The following is an 18220-nucleotide window of genomic DNA, read 5'->3' on the forward strand; positions in this document are numbered from 1 at the left end:
TTGCTTCTGAAAACAAACCTTAGACCGAATCACTGATTCGGAAAGGTCTATTTCCTTGTTTTCTTGCCTTGTCCTGCGGTCGAGAGCAACCGGTGGAACTCGGCCCGTGCGTCTGCCGTTTCGCCGAATTGTTCGGCATCGTCTTCGCCCTTTGGGCTGAGCGCGGCATGTTTTCCACGGACCGCCTCGTTCAGGCGGTAGGCAAGGGTGGCATCTTCATCATTCGTAATCTCGCCAAGGTCCTGCGTGGCCTCGGCCATCTCGTCCTCGATCGCGCGGGCGGCGGCTTGTTTGGCGAACTCCTCGGCCAGACATTCGGCCGTACGGGAGGGATCGCCGTCGCCGATCAGGAACGGAGTTATCGCCAGATGGGAAAGCGAGAGCAGTCTTTCAAGGGCAGGCGCGCAGGGGGAGGCGTTTATTTCATCCAGCAGCGTGGCGGGGTCGCGGGTGTTGGTGCGCAGGATGAAGGTCGCAAGCTCTGCATGGTCGGTGTCGCGGGGGTTGAGGCGGTCGAGCTGGTCTTCGAAAACGTCGATCAGATCGGGAAAGCGGATGCAGCTGGCCACGATCAGGCCGGTGCGCAGGGTTTCGCCATTGAGCGCGGTGGCCTTCACGCGGGTGGTGGCCAATGGGGCCTGCGCCTCGGCAAAACCACGACCCTTCCATTGGCCACGCCCCTTGCCGTTACTGCGCGGTTGCCAGGCGGGCCGGAACAGCGCGCGGCGCAGATCGGCGATGGCATCGCCGTAATGGCGTTTGAGGCTGGGGTCGGTGATGCGGCCAATGGCCTGACGTAGACGTCCGTCGAGGGCGGCCTTGCGTTCGGGGCTGTCGAACACTTGCCCCTCCGTCTCGCGCCGCCAGAGGAGGTTGACCATAGGCTCTGCCTTGTCGAGGAGCGCCTGCATCGCGCCCGCCCCTTGCGCCTTGATCAGATCGTCGGGGTCCATGCCTTCGGGCATCACTACGAAGCGCAGGCCCTTGCCGCCCTCCAACATCGGCAGGGCCAGATCAATCAGGCGCATCGCGGCGCGTTGACCGGCTGTGTCGCCGTCGAGCGTAATGATCGGCTCGTCCGTGATGCGCCACATGAGGCGCAGTTGGTCTTCCGTCACAGCCGTGCCCAGAGGGGCGACTGCGGCACCGAACCCGGCCTTCGCCAGCGCGATCACGTCCATATAGCCTTCGGCCACGATCAGCGGCTGGCCCTTGCCCGCCGCCTCCCGCGCGGGGCCGTGGTGGTAGAGGGAGCGGCCCTTGTCGAACAGCACCGTCTCGGGTGAATTCAGGTATTTCGCGTTGTCATTCGGGTCCATCGCCCGCCCGCCAAAGCCCACACAGCGCCCGCGCGGATCGCGGATGGGAAAGATGATGCGGCCCCGGAACGTGTCATAGGGCTTGCCGCCCTTTTGCGACGGCTTGGCGAGACCGGTTTCCAGTAGGTCCTTGTCCTTGAAGCCTTTGCCGATCAGCGCGTCCCACAGGCCCTGCCAGCTATCGGGTGCAAAGCCGATTTCGAACCGTTCCAGCGTCGCCTCGTCCATCCCGCGCCGCTGAAGATATTCGCGCGCCTCGGACGCCGCACCGGTCTTGAGTTGCAAGCGGAACCACGAGACGGCGGCTTCTGTCACTTTGGCCAGTTCCGTGTTCCGGTCGGCCTTTTCCTGTGCCTTCGGATCGCGGGCGGGCATGGTCATGCCGGCCTCTCGCGCCAGAAGCTCCACCGCTTCCATGAAGCCCACATTCTCCGTCTCCTGGACGAATTTGAACATGTCGCCTTTGGCGTGGCAGCCGAAGCAATAGTAATAGCCCTTGCGATCCTCGACATGGAACGAGGCGGTCTTTTCCTGATGGAATGGGCAGGGCGCCCACATGTCGCCCTTGGCCTGATTGGATTTGCGGTTGTCCCAGATCACCTTGCGCCCCACGACCTGCGCGATCGAGGTGCGGTTGCGAAGCTCGTCAAGGAATCCGGGGGGCAAGGACATGAGGCTAATATCGGGGCGCCGTGGGGGAGTGTCCAGATGCCGAAAGGGTCGATTGGTTAACGTGCCGTGGTGGCAGGAAACTTTGCTTAACCAGTTAGCTCGGCACGTGCTGCGACCATCTTCATGGCGCGCTCAACCTCATGGACCAGCGATGCGGCCATGGAACGGAAGACCATGACCTCATAGCGCTCCGCGCCTGTCCGCATCAGCACGCAATTCATATGGCCCAGAAGCGTACGAGCCGCAGACCCCACGCCGAACGCGCTATCGCGCAGGTCGATGGGCACGAGGCGGGCCAACACCAATGCGGCGTCTGCCCCTTCCAGCGCGCAACAGGCCCAGGCGCTGCTTTGGTCCACCATGGCCGCGCCTGCGACGGGCTTAAGCGGTTTGCCAAGCGCCAGCGCCTGATCCGGCCCGAACCAGACCAGACCTTTGGCATGCGTGTTGGGAGAGGGGAAATCCGCGCCCATCTGTTTGTCGAGCGCGCGGGAGAGTTTGGCCATCTGCCCCTTGTTCGGCGCGATCCATGTGATGCCGTCGTGCGTGATTTCGGTAAGATGTACATCGCCTGCCTCAATCGGGAGCAGGCCGTCGAACGGGGTCTTGGCGGTCAGGTTAGCCACGGGCGCGCCCTCCATCCTTGTCGAAGAAGACGGGGTCGCAGATTTCAACCTCCGCCGTAATGCCGCGCAGGGTGTCGACCATCTTGATGTGGTGGCCGATCCGCTCGCGCCCGCTTTTCAGAAAACCAAGCGCGATGAAATGGCCAAGCGTGGGGGAGAAGCCGACGGAGGTTACGTAGCCCTGATCGTTCACACGCGTCGTGTCTGCGTCACTGTCGAACAGATGCGCACCGGCGGTCAGTTCTTTCACCGCGCCGACCGGTTTGAGACCCACAAGCTGTTCGCGGTTGTCGTCCAACAGGCCGGGGCGGGTGGCGGCGGCCTTGCCGATGAAGTCCTTCTTCTTCGACATCATGCCCTGCATGCCGATATCAAACGCCGTGACGCGGCCGTGGATTTCGGAATGGGTGATGAAACCTTTCTCAAGCCGCAGGACATTGAGCGCCTCCATCCCGTAGGCCCCGCCGCCGAGCGCTTCGGCCCGGGCGACCAGATCGCGGTAGAGGGCATCGCCATAGGCGGCGGGCACAGCGACCTCGTAGGCGTGTTCGCCAGAGAAGGAGATGCGGAAGAGGCGGCCTTCGATGCCGTGGATGCGGGCGGGGCCGCATTGCATGAAGGGGAAGGTCGCGTCGTCGATCGGGTCGTCGAGGATGCCGTTGAGCAGATCGCGGGCGTGCGGCCCGGCGACGGAGAACTGTGCCCATTGCTCGGTCACGGAAGTGAAGCGCACGTCGAGATCGGGGCGCAGACCTTGGGCCACGAATTCCATATGCGTCATGACGGGGCCCGCAAAGGCGGTGGTTGTGGTCATGACGTAATGGTTCTCCGCCAGACAGGCGGTGGTGCCGTCGTCCATCACATGCCCGTCTTCACGCAGCATGAGGCCGTAGCGGACGCGCCCCGGCTTCAGGGTCGAGAAGGTGTTCGTATATAAGAAGTCGAGGAACTTGCCCGCGTCAGGCCCCATGATCTCGATCTTGCCGAGGGTGGAGACATCGACCACGCCTACGGCATTGCGGACCATGTTGACTTCGCGGTCGCAGGATTGCCGCCAATGCGTCTCCCCCGGCAGCGGCACATAGGAGGGGCGATACCAGAGGCCCGCTTCAATCATCGGCGCGCCGCGGGATGTAACGGCCTTGTGGGACGTCGTGAAGCGTTCAGGGGCAAAGCCTTTGCCCTGTGCGCCTGCGCCCATTGTGGCGAGGGCCACGGGCGTGAAGGGGGGGCGGTAGGTGGTGGTGCCGGTTTCCGGTATGCCGCGACCGGTGGCGTCGGCCAGCACGGCCAGTGCGCCGATGTTGCTGGACTTGCCCTGATCCGGGGCCATGCCCTGCGTGGTGTAGCGCTTCATGTGCTCGACCGACTGGAAACCCTCAGCCGCCGATTGCTTGACGTCCTTCGTGGTCACATCATTGGCGAAGTCGAGCCACGCGCGGCCTTTGCCTTCGACCGCCCAGAGGGTGGTTTGACCACCGGTCTGATCCTCGGCCACGGGCAGGTCGGGCTTGCGCAGGCGTTTGCCGAGCGCCTTTAGCGCACGCTCAGCGGCGGAGATGCCGTCTTGCAGACAGCCCGAGGTGTCGTAGGTGCCTTGGCAGGCACCGGCGGTGTGCAGGCCCTTGATTGCGCCATCGACCGGGACGAAAGCCGCAATCTCGGGGTTCCAGACGGGGCGCGCGCCTTGGTGGCAGGTCAGGTGGAGCGTGGGGTTCCAGCCGCCGGAGACGCCGAGGCAATCGGCCTCCACCCGGAATTCATTGTTGCCGTGGCGCACTTTTATTTCGCGCAGGCCCTGCCGCCCCTTGGAGCCGATGACCTGCGCGCCGCGATGGAGACGGTAGTCGCCGATCGCTTCTGCATCCTCGCGCGGGTCGATGACGGCGGCGACGTCGACGCCGGCCTCCAATAAGTCCAGCGCGGTGCGGTGGGCATCATCGTTGGTGGCGAAAAGCGCGACCTTCTCGCCCGGTGTGACGCCGTAGCGGTTCACGTAGGTCCGGATGGCCGACGCCATCATGATGCCGGGGCGATCGTTGTCGGGGAAGGCGATGGGCCGTTCCAACGCGCCTGCGGCCAGCACGGCTTGACCGGCGCGGATACGCCAGAAGCACTCTCGGGGCAGGGCGGGATTGTGGGGCAGGTGGCTGCTGACACGCTCGACCGCGCCGAAGGTCAGACCGTCATAGACGCCGGTTGCGGTGGTGCGGGTCATGATGCGCACGCGGCCCGTGTCGCGCAGGGCGGTTTCGGTTTCCTCGACCCAGGTGTCGGCAGGCAGGCCGTCGATCATCTCGCCATCTGACAAGAGCCGACCGCCAAGCGTGGTGGATTCCTCTACAAGAATAACCTCCGCGCCGGAGCGGGCGGCCGTGAGCGCGGCCATGAGGCCGGTCGGCCCGCCTCCGATGACCAGTACATCGCAGAAGGCAAAGGCGCGTTCGTTTTCCTCCGGGCTGGCCTCGCGCGTCATCCGGCCCAGACCGGCGGCGCGGCGGATTGTGGGCTCGTAGACCTTTTCCCAAAAGGCGCGGGGCCACATGAAGGTTTTGTAGTAGAAGCCCGCGCCGAGCCATGGCGACAGCAGATCATTGACGCTGAGCAGATCCTTGTCGAGCGGGCCGATGTGGTTCTGGCTGCGCGTCTCCAACCCGGCGTACACCTCCTGCACCGTAGCGCGGACGTTGGGCAGCATCGCATTGCCCGCACCGACCTGGATGAGGGCGTTGGGCTCTTCCGAGCCTGCGGTCATCACACCACGGGGGCGGTGATATTTGAACGAGCGGCCCATCAGCTTCACGCCATTGGCCATCAGGGCGGAGGCAACGGTGTCGCCCTTGAAGCCACTATACGGCGTGCCGTTGAAGTGGAACCGAACGGGCGTGTCGCGGTCGATCAGACCCTTGCCATCGAGCCTCATGCCTTCGCCTCCGATGCCAGCCGCGCGCCGTAGACCTCGTGGGTTGCTGTGTTGCGCTCCACCACAAGCCATGCGCCGCACCCGCCGCCATGATGCCAGAGTTCCTCCGTCCGACCAGCCGGGTTTTCGCGCAGGTGGATGAAGGCGTTCCATTCATCGGACCAAACCTCGCCCGCTGGGCGCTCTAGGCCGACAGCATGACCGCGGATGCTGAATTCGCGCTGGTCGCGATCTCCGCAAAGGGGGCAGGGGATGTGCATCAGTTGGCCTCACAGGCGGAAGGATGGGCGCGGTAGAGGAGGTAACGGGTGGCTTCACCTCGGATTTCAGCCAGCGATGTGGATTGATTGATCTCCCCCCCGCAGCCTTCGAGGGCAACGCGCACATACTCGGTTTCGATCAGGAGGCTCTCGCCGTCATAACGGACCACGTCGAAACTGCCGCCATCGCATTCCACGCCGAATTGCAGCGGTCCTGCAAAATTTCCGCCGATCTCCGTCATACGCAGGCCTGCGAACCCGCCGGTCAAAGCGCGGCCCTGACTGGCCATATCCGCGATGATCACGACTTCGGTGATCCTTGAAGTGGCGTGTGGTTCGGGGTCGAAATTCAAGGCGAGGCGTTCGACAAACTGGTTGGGATGCGCCGCCAGATGGGCCGCGTCATATTCGCGGACGAAGCAGCCTTCTGGCACTGTCTGTGCTGCCGCAGGTCCTAGGGAAAGGCCGCAAACCAACGACATAATCAAAGTGTTAGTGAAGGTTGTGCTGCGCACCGGTCGCCTCCTCATCCAGAATGCCTTGGCCGGTGTTGAAACGATCCAATCGGAACTTTTCGGCGACTTCGTGTGGTCGGTCGGTGGCCAGAAGATGCGCAAAGCAATGGCCAGAGGCGGGCACGGCCTTGAACCCGCCATAGCACCAGCCACAATTGACGTAGAGCCCCTCGATATGCGTCCTGTCGATGATCGGCGAGCCATCTGGAGACATGTCCATGATCCCGCCCCAGGACCGCAGCATCTTCGACTTCCCGATCATGGGCATAAGGGTCATTCCGGCCTCGACCACGTGTTCGGCCATGGGCAGGTTGCCCCGTGCTGCATAGCTTGAGTAGAAATCCAGATCACCGCCAAAGACCAGCCCGCCCTTGTCGGATTGGCTGATGTAGAAATGGCCCATGCCGTAGGTGATGACATGGTCAATCACCGGCTTCAGCCCCTCGGTCACGAAGGCTTGCAGGACGTGGCTTTCGATGGGCAGGCGCATCCCTGCCATGGCCGCCACCTGGCTAGAGCGGCCCGCGACGACGATGCCGACCTTTTTGGCCCGGATCGCCCCGCGTGAGGTTTGCACGCCTTTGACCACGCCATTTTCAATGTCGATGCCAGTGACTTCGCAATTCTGGATCAGATCGACGCCACGGCTATCGGCGCCGCGCGCGTAGCCCCAGGCGACCGCGTCGTGCCGGGCCGAGCCGCCGCGCGGATGATAGAGGCCGCCGTAGATTGGAAAGCGGGTTTGTTCGAAATCGAGATAGGGCAGTTTTTCTCGTACACCTTCGCGATCGAGCAGAATCGCATCGTCATCGCCCTGCGCATGCATGGCGTTGCCGCGCCGCACGAAAGCGTCACGCTGCCCGTCGGAATGGAACAGATTAATGATGCCGCGCTGGCTGTGCATCACGTTGTAATTGAGTGCGGGTTCCAAACCTTCCCACAGTTTCAGCGAATGGCTGTAGAACTGCGAGTTGCCATCGAGCATGTAATTGGCGCGCACAATCGTGGTGTTGCGCCCAACATTGCCGCCGCCCAGATGGCCCTTTTCGAGCACGGCGACATCGGTCAGCCCATGCTCGGACGCAAGGTAATGGGCAGTCGATAGGCCGTGACCACCGCCGCCAATGATAATGATATCGTAATCTGGCTTGGGATCCGGGTTACGCCAGGCGGGTTTCCAGCCCTTGTTGCCGGTCAAACCCTGCCACAGCACGTTCAGGCCGGAATAACGCATGCTCGCCCCTTAACTCATTGCGGCATTGCGCCGACATCCGAGTTCGGACCTTAGCGGGGCTATGGGACGGGCGAAAGACTTGCCTGCGACACACGCCGGTCAGGGACCGACGCAGTCTTTAGGCGCACTGATCGCCGCCATAGGGGATGCGGCCTGCATAGCGGGGGCGGGTGACCGTGAAATTCTCAAAATCGAGGTCATTGACGCCCATGTTGAAGGCCGGATCATAGTTCACGAAGCTTTCAAGGATCACGAAGCGTTCGCCGATGGCGACTTCAGGAAGGCGGTCTGCGTAGGAGTCGAGGCTGGCGCCACAAAGCTGTGCAAGGGTGCCGGTGGCGTGGCTCCAAACCGTGGTGAACGAGCCGTCATTGGCGCGGTGCACCTCGGTTGCGCGCATCTGCACCCCGTCATGATCGCGGATCATCGCGGCAAGCATGTTGGCGTAACCGTCCATCGACGATTCCGGGATCTCAAACTCCTGACGCGAGATCAGGTCGGCGATGGTGTAGGTCGCTTTGATCGAGGTATTGTAGACACGGTAGGCGTCGAAGAACGAAAACGTGCCGACCCACGCCCAAACGAGGATTGGGAAAATGATCACGCTTTCAAAGGCCACTGCGGCCTTTTCGTTCCGTAGAAAGTTGGTGAGAAGTCGGTTCATCTGATCTGCTCCTCAGCTCGGCTCGTTGACGAAGATGCTGCTTGCCATCATGTGCATGCCGCCGGATTCGTCCGTTGCAAGGTTCAGGCCAAAGCCCGAGAAAGGCAGGATGCGATCCACCACCAGGCAGGTGCGGATCAGAACAAATTCGTTGTTGCCGCCCTGATTGAATTCGTTGTCGGGCGTAATCACGATGTCATTTCCGCGCCCTGCACAGATCTGGTCATTCGACGGCATGGTGAATGTGTCGTCGATCACCTGCAGGTCGATGGTCAGAAGCGTTTCGCAGTTCGGCAGCAGGCTGGTATTGGCGCACATCGTGTCGCGCACTGCATCCGCGTCGGTCACAACGCCCTGCGCCAGACGCAGAACGCGCACGGACATATCCAGCGTACGCTCCAGCATGATCTGCCGGGTCAGGATGGCCGCCGTCTCAAACGCGGCCATGAACAGGAGCATCATCAGCGGGAACATGATGACCATCTCAAGGGTGGCCGTTCCGCCCTCATCCCGCCAGAAGCGTTTTACGTGCAGAGGCATTTTCATGGATGGCTCCGTCACTGGATCAGGCGAAGCTGGTTGATCGAGCGGGCGATGTTTTCAAACGCTTCGCTGATTTCCAGACCTTCGACGTTGTAATAGGTCGCGTCCGTCGTGGCGCAGTAGCGCATCACGGACTGACCGCCGCTTGGAGCCTCGAACGCAATGGCGTAGACGATGATCCCGGCCGCATTTGCCGCGTCACAGATGGCGCGTAGGTTGCGGTCGGCCTCGTTTCTGCCGGCATAAAGGTAGCTTGCGTTGTCATCGACGAGGTTGAAGAAATCCCACTGGCCCGAGGCGTTGGCGGGTTGCCAGAACCATTCGTGCGCGATGCTGTCGGCGGTGATCTGGCCGAACAGGGCTGACCAGGTCATCAACGCCCCATCGGCGTTGCCGTTGCCATCCGCGTCTCGGTTGGCGGTTGGGTCGTACGCATTGGCGCGGTGCGCTTGCCATTCGGGCACCACGGTGACGCCATCAGCTTGTGCCAGGCCGTAGGCGGCCCATCCGCCAAACGGCGTATCCGACCAGGTGCCCCCGCCGTTGGTGCGCGGATCGCCCGAAGGGATCCAGAAGCGCCCATCAGTGCCTTGATCTTCCCACCAGATCGAGAACCGGTCATCGCCAAAGCGCCAACGGTTGTCCTCGAAATAACCGGTCGACAAGACGCCATCGGCGCCCGCATGGCGGAAGATCGGGGCATAGCCGGTGCGGAACCCGATGTAGCGGGCCGCAGCAATGTTGGGCGCGTTGTCGAAGTAGAACGTGCCATTGTGTTCCCAGACATCACGCAAGTCATACTGGTTGGTGTTTGCCCCGTCCGTCATCATCACAACGACCTTGATCGTCTCGTCATCGAGGGTTGTGGATGGATCGTTATCTACGAAGGGCGCGGGGCGGTCGTCGAAATCGGAATGCACCTGGCCAGATGCGATTAAACCGTTCACGGCAGGGTTTGCGGTCGGGTCCAGAAGCGCCACAGCCCAGTTCACGCCGAGGTCGATGGCCGTCCAGCCGCCGGTGCCGAGGCTGTTGATGTGGTTATGCAGGATGGTCTCGTCGTGCTGCCAAGGCAGGATGGCGCCGTATTGGTCTGTCTGACAATGGGGCGTGCCCATAAGCGCCTGGTTCGCACCCTCGTTGCCACGGTCCCAGTGCCCGAGGCGCTGGATCGGGACGGTTGGGTCAATGGCAGTTGTCAGAAAGTCAGACGCACCCCACGATGCGGCGCTCCACGAGGCCCATCCGTTTGACGGGTCGAAAGAATAGCTCGAGTCAACCGGCGTGAACCGGGCGCAATTCGATGCGGTATGGAGATCGTCGAACGTAAACACGCTGTCGATCATGTCGCCGCCGTTTACCCGGCCATTGTAGGGAACGATTGATACCGACACGAGGTTGTCGGCGTTCAATGTCTCGTTCGCTGTGAGAACTTCGGTCACGAAGTCGCGCGCGGCGGGGCGCATGTTGGTCATGCGGTTGTTCGAGCCCATCGAGCCCGAAATATCGAGGACCATCGACACTTCGATGTTGCGCACACGCTCTTCCGCGGCGCCGATTGCGGGCGATGTCATCACGCGCACGCCAAACAGGCTCATGAACATCGAGCGGACTTCAAGCTCCGCGTAGGCGTGCACGCGGCGGAAGTTCAGGCCCTCGTCCACGCGGACATCGAGACGATAATCCTCGATCCCGGAAATTTCGAAATAGTTGCGAACCACGCCCTCTGGGTCATAGGGCTGGGTCAGCGAGGCGGCGGCGAGAATGGCGCGGTCGAGCGTATATTGCAGCTGCGTGCGCTGTGTTTCATAGCGCATCACGTCAATCGCAATGCCGCTGGCGCCGACCATCAAAATGAACATCAAAACGGCGAAGGCCGTAACTGTGCCCTCTTCCTTCTTTGCAAAACGCACCGGCGACAACCGTGCCGCCCAGGCGTTCGCAGACGTCGCCATCTTACTGACAAGGCCCATCATGGCCTGCCCTCCAAAATCATGTACCCAACGGCAACAGTGCGAATTACGCACGTCGCCATTGATTTGTGTCACCGCAAAGCAAGGCAAAAATGGGGCGCAGTCGTGATGGATTGTGGCCATTCGCAGAAGACACCGAACCCGGATTGCTTGAATTTTGTGCAACGCATGGTTGCAAGGCGAGGCGTGCTGTGCCCTTGTTGTGGAGGGCGCACGCGGCCCCGAGGGCGCCTGTCAGCACGCGCCGGATGAACGCCAAAACGGCGCATCCGGGCCGGGGCGAACGCGAAGGGAGACGCGCCATGACGACCAACCGGGCAGAGCCCAGTTTCCGGGAATCCGTAGATCTGATGTTCAACCGCGCAGCCGCGCTTTTGGACCTGCCGCCTGGCTTGGAAGAGAAGATCCGCGTCTGCAATTCGACCTATACGGTGCGCTTTGGTGTGAAGCTGCGCGGCAAGGTGCACACATTCACGGGCTACCGCTCGGTCCATTCCGAACATACGGAGCCGGTCAAGGGCGGGATCCGCTATGCGCTTGGCGTCAATCAGGATGAGGTTGAGGCGCTGGCGGCGTTGATGACCTACAAATGCGCGCTGGTGGAGGCGCCGTTTGGCGGTTCAAAAGGCGGGCTGTGCATCGACCCGCGCGAATATGACAGCGACGAAATCGAAAAGATCACCCGCCGCTTCGCCTATGAACTCATCAAGCGCGACCTGATTGATCCGGCGCAAAACGTCCCCGCCCCGGATATGGGAACGGGTGAGCGTGAGATGGCGATCATGGCCGACCAGTACGCGCGGATGAACACGACCGACATCAACGCACGCGCCTGCGTGACGGGCAAGCCGCCCCATGCCGGCGGCATTCAGGGCCGGGTCGAGGCGACGGGGCGCGGCGTGCAGTACGCCTTGCAGGAATTCTTCCGCCACCCTGAAGATATCGCGAAGGCGGGTCTCTCGGGCAGCCTCGATGGCAAACGAGTGATTGTGCAAGGCCTCGGCAATGTGGGCTACCACGCCGCCAAGTTCCTGTCCGAAGAAGACGGCAGCATCGTCACCCATGTGATCGAGCGCGACGGCGCAATCCATGACGCGGGCGGCATCGATATCGACGATCTGCGCCATTGGATTGCGGATCATGGCGGGGTGAAGGGCTTCCCGAACGGCGAATATGTTGAGGATGGCTCGGCCTGTTTGACCGCCGAGTGCGACATCCTGATCCCGGCGGCGCTGGAGGGCGTGATCAACCTGTCGAACGCCGTGGATGTGAAGGCCCCGCTCATCATCGAGGCCGCGAATGGCCCAATCACGGCGGGCGCCAATGACGTGCTGATGGAAAAGGGGACCGTTATCATCCCCGACCTCTACGCCAATGCGGGCGGTGTGACGGTGTCCTATTTCGAATGGGTCAAGAACCTCAGCCACATCCGCTTTGGCCGGATGCAGCGCCGCCAGGAAGAGGCGCGCCACCAGCTGATCGTGGATGAGTTGGAGCGGCTCGACCAGCATCTGGGCGGGGCCTGGTCCATGACGCCGGACTTCAAGCAGAAGTACCTGCGTGGCGCCGGAGAGTTAGAGCTTGTCCGGTCCGGCCTCGACGACACGATGCGCGGGGCCTACGCCGCGATGCGCGAGGTCTGGCATACCCGCGACGATGTGCATGATCTGCGCACAGCCGGGTTCCTGGTGTCGATCGAACGGGTCGCGTCCAGCTATCAGGCGAAAGGGATCTGAGGACGGCTCAGGTGGCGTTGCGCTTGGCCAGCATCACGCTGATCAAGTCCGCCACCTCTTTCGCCTCGGCCCGTTTCGTCACACCACCGACAGCCAAAGTGCGCCCTGCCCGCCACCACAGGCCGGGCGCGTAAACACGGCCCACGGGGGCTTTCAGCTTCACAAGAAACCCACCGGCGGGTTTGAACGCGAAAATGCCTCGGTCGACCCGCTCAATATTCTCGACTGTGGTCAGCACGCGCCCATCCACTTCGCGAAGTTCGGTGCGGGTCAATGCGATCACGCGGGACGAAGCGCGCCACATCGCAACGGCCAGCCATAGGCACAACGCGCCGAAGACAACCAGAAACGCCAGCCATCCCAGGTCGGCAGGGGGGCGCATTCCGGCGATCAACAGCAGCAGAGTCCCGAGCAACCCGGCCATACCCACCGCCGCCACACGGCGGCTGGTGTTCGGCGTGATCTCGGCCAACACCTCGTTCGGGTCTTCTTTCGTCTTCCGCGCCATCGCACACCTTCCGTGCCTCCTCGCAGAATGGACGCGAGGCCTGCGACGGCATACTTGCCCCACATCCACCCCGCAAGGAGGCTTCTCCCATGTCGATCCGTCCAATCCTCGAAACGCGCGCCGCCCAACCCACGATGGAAGGTGCAGGCGTGCACCTGCACCGCGCCTTCGGCTTTCAGGACCCGTCCGAGTTGGACCCGTTCCTGCTGTTCGACGATTTCCGCAACGATAACCCGGCCTTCTACGCGAAGGGCTTTCCGTGGCACCCGCACCGCGGGATCGAGACGATCACCTATGTGCTGGAAGGCACGGTTGAGCATTCCGACAGCTTGGGAAATACCGGCGCGCTGGGGCCAGGGTCGGTCCAATGGATGACGGCAGGATCCGGTATCCTCCATCAGGAAATGCCGCTTGGGAACGCGAACGGGCAGATGCACGGCTTCCAGCTTTGGGGCAATCTGCCGTCCGATCAGAAGATGACCGCGCCGCGCTATCAGGACATTCAGGGTGCCGATATTCCCGAAGTCGTGGACGACGATGGCACGTGCGTTCGCGTGATCACGGGCGAGTTCTGGGGGCAGCGCGGGCCGGTTGATGGCATTGCCGCCGACCCGCAATACCTGGACGTGACGGTACCGGCGGGCGTGCGCAAGACGTTTCGGATCGACACCTACAGACGTGCCTTCGCCTATGTATTCCAAGGCTCGGCCGCATTCGCCGATGCCTCCGCCCCGTCAGGCGTCTTGCTTGAGAAAGAGGTGATGGGCCAGGAGGTCAATATCCGCGACCTTTCCGGCGACCGCACGTTGATCCGGTTCGGGACCGGTGATGAAGTGACGGTTCAGGCGGGCGAAGAGGGCGTTCGCTTCCTGCTGATCTCAGGCGCGCCGATTGAAGAGCCGGTGGCTTGGCACGGCCCTATCGTGATGAATACGCAGGAAGAATTGCAGCAGGCCATGCGGGATCTGCGCAACGGGACGTTTATCCAGCCTGCGCACTAAGTGCGTTCAGACGGGCGATTGCCATTGCAGGAACATCAGACCTGCGGCGATCACAACCAGCGCCCGGAAGCCAATCTCGGCAGCCAGCAGACTGCGCCTTTGTGCGGCCCGCGCGCCGGGTCTATGCCGTGACAGCGCGTCGCTGATCGTATCTGCGGCGGCCTGAAGGCTGGCCGGGTCGGTGCGAGCCGCGAGCTTTGGATGAGTGAGGCGCGTCTCCGCGGCCACCAATTCTTGCGCCGCTGAACGGGCGGAGGGTGGCAGCAAACGCCCGGCCTTCTGCACGGCACGTGGGAAGCTGCGGGCGCGGATATTCAGACGCTCCGCCATCTGCTGACGCAGGCCCTCAGTCATTTCCGTGTAACGCGCATGATCCATAGAATCGGCCCCCTCCGCCGCAACCCGTTGAATTTACGCAGTCCCGGCGCGTCACTCAAGGATTGCTTGGCTCTGGCGTGACCCGCGAATTCGCCTTATCGAAAGAGCATGCTGGCAACGTATTCCATTGGTGAGCCCAACGGCCGCCCCCCCATCCTGATCGCACACGGCCTTTACGGCTCTGCCCGGAATTGGGGCGTGATCGCAAAACGGCTGTCGGATACGCGACAAGTTGTGACTGTGGATATGCGCAACCATGGGCAATCGGATCATGTGGCGCCTCACGATTATCCCGCGATGGCGGGGGATTTGGCAGAAGTGATTGAAGGCCTTGGTGGGCCGGTTGACGTGGTAGGGCATTCCATGGGCGGAAAAGCGGCCATGGTATTGGCGCTAGAACACGTTGATCTTGTTCGGAAATTGATCGTCGCCGATATTGCGCCGGTGACGTATTCGCATACGCAGCAGGGTATGATTGATGCGATGCGGGCGGTTGATCTGTCGGTCGTCGAGACGCGGGGCGATGCGGATCGGCAGCTTGCGAATTTCGTGGAAGATCAAGGCGTTCGGGCGTTTTTGCTGCAGTCTTTGGACGTGCGAGGAAAGGTTTGGCGGCTGAACTTGGATCAGTTGGAGGCCGATATGGACGCGATCATCGGCTTTCCGGAGGTCTCTGGCGTGTTTGACGGGCCGGTTTTCATGCTGTCCGGCGCGGAGTCGGATTACGTGACGCACGAGCATCGGCCTGAAATCAAACGACTTTTCCCTGCCGCACGCTTCGTAAAAATCCCGGGGGCGGGGCATTGGGTGCATGCGGAGAAGCCTCGGGAGTTCGAGGCGGCGTGTCGGGCGTTTTTGGATGCTTAGCGCTATGGGTTGTGTGCCAGAGCGTGGTGTTGCGGAAATGTTGCGGAGTGGCCGAGATGTTGCGGGGCGGGTTGATCGGCCCGGCGGAGCGGGGTAGCCACGCCCCACAGGTGCTTTGGACGCGGATTGCATTCCTGATGCGAGGGCTCGGGCCGTTAATGGTTCCGGGCCCTTTTTCATGTGTGAGAAATAGATGAAGGCGCCAGGTGCTCGGACGCGGTCCATGCATTGGGGTTGCCCCCACCCTGACGCCTTCGAATGGATTAAGTCCGCTTGCGCTTCCTTTCTCCCTCCGCGGGTTTCCTTGCGGTCCCCCACTTGACGCTTGGTCCCCTTGCGGTTTCCTATACGCCCCACCACTGCCCTCTGCTTCGAAAACGCCTTGCCCGTCAATGACTTGCCAGCCGCTTCCCAAGCCCTCAATCTTCCACGTGCTGGTTTGAACCGAAGCTCCACCTAGCGCGCATTCAACCTCGGAGGCCTTGGCGCCCACAGCAACGGACAGGTCCTTCGCTGCGGTGAAGCCACTGTTCCCGAATGGCGCGCAGCGGGCAATGAAATAGCAGTGCAGCATGGATATTTCTTGTGGATGAAAGTGTTGAGAACCCTGTGGGAGAGGGGTGTATCCGCTCGCCAATGGGTTGAGCGTCAACGCTTTTCTTCTGCTGTGGAGAGAGGGGCGCGGGAGGGTGCGGTTTCTGCACCTGCGAAGGCGATTTTCGAGGTGTCGACGTGAGAATCGGAGCGCACAAGATGTTGCGGTGTTTGGGCCGAAATCGGTGGGAAATGCGGCCAAACCGGCGCAGATTCGGCAAAATCGGGGAATTTGGGGCCAAATTCGCCGGGTGAGTGATCCTGTAGTGAAGCTGTAGTTATTCTGTAGTTACACCTGTCGTGTTCACGCTTCCTTAACCACCCCACAGGACAGTCAGGACCCGTTTTCGAAACTCCGAGGTCCAAACATGCCCGACCCGAAACCCCTGACCAAGACCGCCCGCGCGCATCACTTCTACATGGCGGAGGCGATGCGGCGGCTGGAATGGGACCTGCAAAACCACTTGATGAAGGAACGCCGGATCCCCGAGGCGTGGCACGAGATCGCCAGCCGCAAGACCAGTGCGAAGAAACAGCTGACGGTGCGGTTCGACGAGGACGTGGTGAAGTTCTTCAAGTCTGCCGGGCCGGGCTATCAGGGCCGAATGAACGATGTGCTGCGGTCATTCATGCATATGAAGCTGGGCGGGTTCCTGCATGGGGAGGAGACGATCGATGCGTTCCGCGACGGGGACTGGGCCGGGAAGGACCGACCGTCCTGGGGCGAAACGGAGGAGATGCGGCGCAAGCTGGAAGAGGACATGGCGGATATGAAGTGGAAGGCGGAGCAGATGTGAGGGAACCAACCGACGGGGCGGCGCGTTCTACGACCATCCAACCAACGGAGATGACCCATGTTTCGCCTATTCGCGATGATCGCCGCCCTTCTCGCCCTGACAGCTTGCGAGACCGTGGGGGGCTTCGGAGAAGACGTCCAGACCGCCGGCCAAGGCATCTCGGCCACGGCGCAGGCGGTTGAGGAAGAGATTGAGGATTGATCACTGCGACAGCGGTGACGGAGGTGCACCCCTCGGCTGATGGCCGGGGGGTGTTTTTGGTTTGGGGGGCTCAGTTGGAATGGACCATGGCGATGACAGTGGCGCGCTCGACCCAATCGGGGGGCGGGGCGGCGGAGATTTCGGCCAGGTCGCGGAGGACGGCGGGCTGGCTGGCCGGGGGGATCTGGGCGGTCTGGTAGAGGGCTGAGAGGGCGGGGCCGGGTTGGCTGAGCGCCTCGGCCATGATGGCGGGCTGGTTAGCGGCGAGGAGGTTGGAGACGCGGGCGCGGCGGGAATTGTAGGAGGCGTTCTCGACGGCGGTGGCGAGGCCGGTCACGGGCAGGAGGAGCGGGTTGCCGAGATGGCCCGCGTCGCAGGCGGGTAGGAGGAGGAGGAGCGGGAGGGCGGGGAGGGGGCGCATGGGGGGAGGATGCGCGGGTTGGAGGTGGTTGGGCAAGGTTGTGTTGAGTGCGGCGGGCAGCGACCGGACCGAGGGGTGGGCGAGAAGCGCCCGCCCCGTGGGGGCGGTTCGGGCGCTGCCCGGCCTGAGGGCCGGGTGGGAGTTCAAAAGGAAACAGTGCGATTAGGCTTTGTTTGGCATTACCGAAAGGAATTGGGCGTTTGCGGGGGGTGCTGCGAATGTAGGGACGGAGTGTTTGTTTTCGGAAAGTGCGCACGTCTAGAGTGAATTCAGACAATGCGCCCAATTTACGAGTGGAGTTAACTTAGAGGTTTTCAATTATTTGAGGAGTCTAAGTGTGATAAAAGCTCGTTTTTCCAATCCTCGAGCTTATCAATAAAATCTTGAATAAGCATTCGAACACATGTCATGAATATAAGGAAGTTGAACCATAACGGTGTTCCTAAATCATCGTACGTTGCCGGGGTTACAAGTATTAATAAGGTTGTAATCGATAACGAGAGGGATATTCCAACGCTAGATGCGTTCATAAAGGATCGAAAGCTACGAAAAGTTGATCTCCTGCCAAAAATCCAAAATAAAAATGGTGAAAGAAAAAAGAGAAAACCTAAAACTATTTGCCAGTTTGACACAAGGAATATTGGGTCAATAATAAATGATAAAGACGAAATTCCAGATACGAGTTCTGGGCTAGAAGTGATACCGACATAAATAGTAACAATGGCAGCGGTTACCAATAAAACGTCTCTCAAAAAGGATAATAGTTTTTTCATGTATGCTCCGAATCGTTCGCTTTCGCTGCCTCTCAGGGAAGAACCTCAATTGGGTTGAAAATAGTCAGGACGAGCCGGCTTGCAATAGCCTAGCGAAGCCACTCTTGGCGGCGCAATCATCAACAGTGTTTTGCAGCCAGTAGGTTGGAAGTCAAACCCTGCGGGTGGTTAATTCGGTTGCATTTACGTTCTTTGTTCTCGAGGAATCCGCTCTA

Annotated in this window: 17 protein-coding genes; 5 read left to right on the forward strand and 12 right to left on the reverse strand. The window is 61.5% G+C overall.

What is annotated here, in order from left to right; all coding sequences use genetic code 11:
• Positions 1-47: 47 nt before the first annotated feature.
• From dnaG to V8J81_RS01945, 9 genes are all read right to left on the reverse strand, one after another.
• Positions 48-1991 carry a DNA primase gene (dnaG, locus tag V8J81_RS01905; RefSeq protein WP_368474064.1) on the reverse strand — a complete coding sequence of 648 codons (1944 nt, stop codon included), beginning with the start codon at positions 1989-1991 and terminating at the stop codon, positions 48-50.
• An 86-nt stretch (positions 1992-2077) separates the two neighbouring features.
• Positions 2078-2617, reverse strand: a complete 540-nt coding sequence (locus V8J81_RS01910; RefSeq protein WP_368474065.1) for a sarcosine oxidase subunit gamma — start codon at positions 2615-2617, stop codon at positions 2078-2080.
• Positions 2610-5540, reverse strand: coding sequence for a sarcosine oxidase subunit alpha family protein (locus tag V8J81_RS01915; protein ID WP_368474066.1), 2931 nt, complete (start codon positions 5538-5540; stop codon positions 2610-2612). Before V8J81_RS01915 ends, V8J81_RS01910 begins: the two co-directional genes overlap by 8 nt.
• A complete protein-coding gene (locus V8J81_RS01920; protein ID WP_368474067.1) occupies positions 5537-5800 on the reverse strand; it encodes a sarcosine oxidase subunit delta in 264 nt (87 codons plus the stop codon). The genes V8J81_RS01915 and V8J81_RS01920 overlap by 4 nt, the downstream gene beginning before the upstream one ends.
• On the reverse strand, positions 5800-6315 hold the full coding sequence (locus V8J81_RS01925) for a hypothetical protein (RefSeq protein WP_368474068.1): 516 nt from the start codon (positions 6313-6315) through the stop codon (positions 5800-5802). Before V8J81_RS01925 ends, V8J81_RS01920 begins: the two co-directional genes overlap by 1 nt.
• Positions 6293-7549 carry a sarcosine oxidase subunit beta family protein gene (locus V8J81_RS01930; RefSeq protein WP_368474069.1) on the reverse strand — a complete coding sequence of 419 codons (1257 nt, stop codon included), beginning with the start codon at positions 7547-7549 and terminating at the stop codon, positions 6293-6295. Before V8J81_RS01930 ends, V8J81_RS01925 begins: the two co-directional genes overlap by 23 nt.
• Before the next feature lie 118 nt (positions 7550-7667).
• Positions 7668-8213 (reverse strand): TadE/TadG family type IV pilus assembly protein, encoded by a 546-nt coding sequence (locus tag V8J81_RS01935; RefSeq protein WP_368474070.1) that lies wholly within the window; start codon positions 8211-8213, stop codon positions 7668-7670.
• 12 nt (positions 8214-8225) lie between these two features.
• Positions 8226-8759: a TadE/TadG family type IV pilus assembly protein gene (locus V8J81_RS01940; RefSeq protein ID WP_368474071.1), complete on the reverse strand. Its 534-nt coding sequence runs from the start codon at positions 8757-8759 to the stop codon at positions 8226-8228.
• Positions 8760-8770: 11 nt separating this feature from the next.
• The gene (locus V8J81_RS01945) at positions 8771-10732 is read right to left on the reverse strand and encodes a pilus assembly protein TadG-related protein (RefSeq protein ID WP_368474072.1); all 1962 of its coding nucleotides are present in this window, start codon (positions 10730-10732) and stop codon (positions 8771-8773) included.
• Between the two features lie 299 nt (positions 10733-11031).
• Here V8J81_RS01945 and V8J81_RS01950 point away from each other — a divergent pair, with 299 nt between their 5' ends.
• The gene (locus V8J81_RS01950) at positions 11032-12465 is read left to right on the forward strand and encodes a Glu/Leu/Phe/Val family dehydrogenase (protein ID WP_368474073.1); all 1434 of its coding nucleotides are present in this window, start codon (positions 11032-11034) and stop codon (positions 12463-12465) included.
• 7 nt (positions 12466-12472) lie between these two features.
• On the opposite strand, the gene V8J81_RS01955 is transcribed toward V8J81_RS01950, so the two are convergent.
• Complete coding sequence (locus V8J81_RS01955; RefSeq protein WP_368474074.1) at positions 12473-12973, reverse strand: hypothetical protein; 501 nt, start codon at positions 12971-12973, stop codon at positions 12473-12475.
• A gap of 89 nt (positions 12974-13062) precedes the next feature.
• On the opposite strand from V8J81_RS01955, the gene V8J81_RS01960 reads away from it, so the two are divergent.
• The gene (locus tag V8J81_RS01960; RefSeq protein WP_368474075.1) at positions 13063-13974 is read left to right on the forward strand and encodes a pirin family protein; all 912 of its coding nucleotides are present in this window, start codon (positions 13063-13065) and stop codon (positions 13972-13974) included.
• 6 nt (positions 13975-13980) lie between these two features.
• On the opposite strand, the gene V8J81_RS01965 is transcribed toward V8J81_RS01960, so the two are convergent.
• The gene (locus V8J81_RS01965; protein WP_368474076.1) at positions 13981-14352 is read right to left on the reverse strand and encodes a hypothetical protein; all 372 of its coding nucleotides are present in this window, start codon (positions 14350-14352) and stop codon (positions 13981-13983) included.
• Positions 14353-14460: 108 nt separating this feature from the next.
• Between V8J81_RS01965 and V8J81_RS01970 the strand changes: the two genes are divergently transcribed.
• The 3 genes from V8J81_RS01970 (at position 14461) to V8J81_RS01980 (ending at position 16811) form a co-directional block, all read left to right on the forward strand.
• Positions 14461-15219 (forward strand): alpha/beta fold hydrolase, encoded by a 759-nt coding sequence (locus V8J81_RS01970; RefSeq protein ID WP_368474077.1) that lies wholly within the window; start codon positions 14461-14463, stop codon positions 15217-15219.
• A 962-nt stretch (positions 15220-16181) separates the two neighbouring features.
• Positions 16182-16610, forward strand: coding sequence for a BrnA antitoxin family protein (locus V8J81_RS01975; RefSeq protein WP_368474078.1), 429 nt, complete (start codon positions 16182-16184; stop codon positions 16608-16610).
• A gap of 57 nt (positions 16611-16667) precedes the next feature.
• Positions 16668-16811 carry an entericidin A/B family lipoprotein gene (locus V8J81_RS01980; RefSeq protein WP_368474079.1) on the forward strand — a complete coding sequence of 48 codons (144 nt, stop codon included), beginning with the start codon at positions 16668-16670 and terminating at the stop codon, positions 16809-16811.
• Positions 16812-16881: 70 nt separating this feature from the next.
• Here the strand turns inward: V8J81_RS01980 and V8J81_RS01985 are convergent, their stop codons facing one another.
• Positions 16882-17232: a hypothetical protein gene (locus V8J81_RS01985; protein WP_368474080.1), complete on the reverse strand. Its 351-nt coding sequence runs from the start codon at positions 17230-17232 to the stop codon at positions 16882-16884.
• Positions 17233-18220: the final 988 nt, after the last annotated feature.

The organism is Gymnodinialimonas sp. 202GB13-11 (assembly GCF_040932485.1).
GTDB lineage: Bacteria > Pseudomonadota > Alphaproteobacteria > Rhodobacterales > Rhodobacteraceae > Gymnodinialimonas > Gymnodinialimonas hymeniacidonis.

Excerpts from the sequence above, each read along its gene's own strand:
- V8J81_RS01930 (WP_368474069.1), bottom strand. The coding sequence starts at position 7,549 with ATGCGTTATTCCGGCCTGAACGTGCTGTGGCAGGGTTTGACCGGCAAC.
- V8J81_RS01915 (WP_368474066.1), bottom strand. The coding sequence starts at position 5,540 with ATGAGGCTCGATGGCAAGGGTCTGATCGACCGCGACACGCCCGTTCGG.
- V8J81_RS01950 (WP_368474073.1), top strand. The coding sequence starts at position 11,032 with ATGACGACCAACCGGGCAGAGCCCAGTTTCCGGGAATCCGTAGATCTG.
- dnaG (WP_368474064.1), bottom strand. The coding sequence starts at position 1,991 with ATGTCCTTGCCCCCCGGATTCCTTGACGAGCTTCGCAACCGCACCTCG.
- V8J81_RS01940 (WP_368474071.1), bottom strand. The coding sequence starts at position 8,759 with ATGAAAATGCCTCTGCACGTAAAACGCTTCTGGCGGGATGAGGGCGGA.
- V8J81_RS01965 (WP_368474076.1), bottom strand. The coding sequence starts at position 14,352 with ATGGATCATGCGCGTTACACGGAAATGACTGAGGGCCTGCGTCAGCAG.
- V8J81_RS01985 (WP_368474080.1), bottom strand. The coding sequence starts at position 17,232 with ATGCGCCCCCTCCCCGCCCTCCCGCTCCTCCTCCTCCTACCCGCCTGC.
- V8J81_RS01960 (WP_368474075.1), top strand. The coding sequence starts at position 13,063 with ATGTCGATCCGTCCAATCCTCGAAACGCGCGCCGCCCAACCCACGATG.
- V8J81_RS01955 (WP_368474074.1), bottom strand. The coding sequence starts at position 12,973 with ATGGCGCGGAAGACGAAAGAAGACCCGAACGAGGTGTTGGCCGAGATC.
- V8J81_RS01920 (WP_368474067.1), bottom strand. The coding sequence starts at position 5,800 with ATGCACATCCCCTGCCCCCTTTGCGGAGATCGCGACCAGCGCGAATTC.
- V8J81_RS01980 (WP_368474079.1), top strand. The coding sequence starts at position 16,668 with ATGTTTCGCCTATTCGCGATGATCGCCGCCCTTCTCGCCCTGACAGCT.
- V8J81_RS01935 (WP_368474070.1), bottom strand. The coding sequence starts at position 8,213 with ATGAACCGACTTCTCACCAACTTTCTACGGAACGAAAAGGCCGCAGTG.
- V8J81_RS01945 (WP_368474072.1), bottom strand. The coding sequence starts at position 10,732 with ATGATGGGCCTTGTCAGTAAGATGGCGACGTCTGCGAACGCCTGGGCG.
- V8J81_RS01975 (WP_368474078.1), top strand. The coding sequence starts at position 16,182 with ATGCCCGACCCGAAACCCCTGACCAAGACCGCCCGCGCGCATCACTTC.
- V8J81_RS01970 (WP_368474077.1), top strand. The coding sequence starts at position 14,461 with ATGCTGGCAACGTATTCCATTGGTGAGCCCAACGGCCGCCCCCCCATC.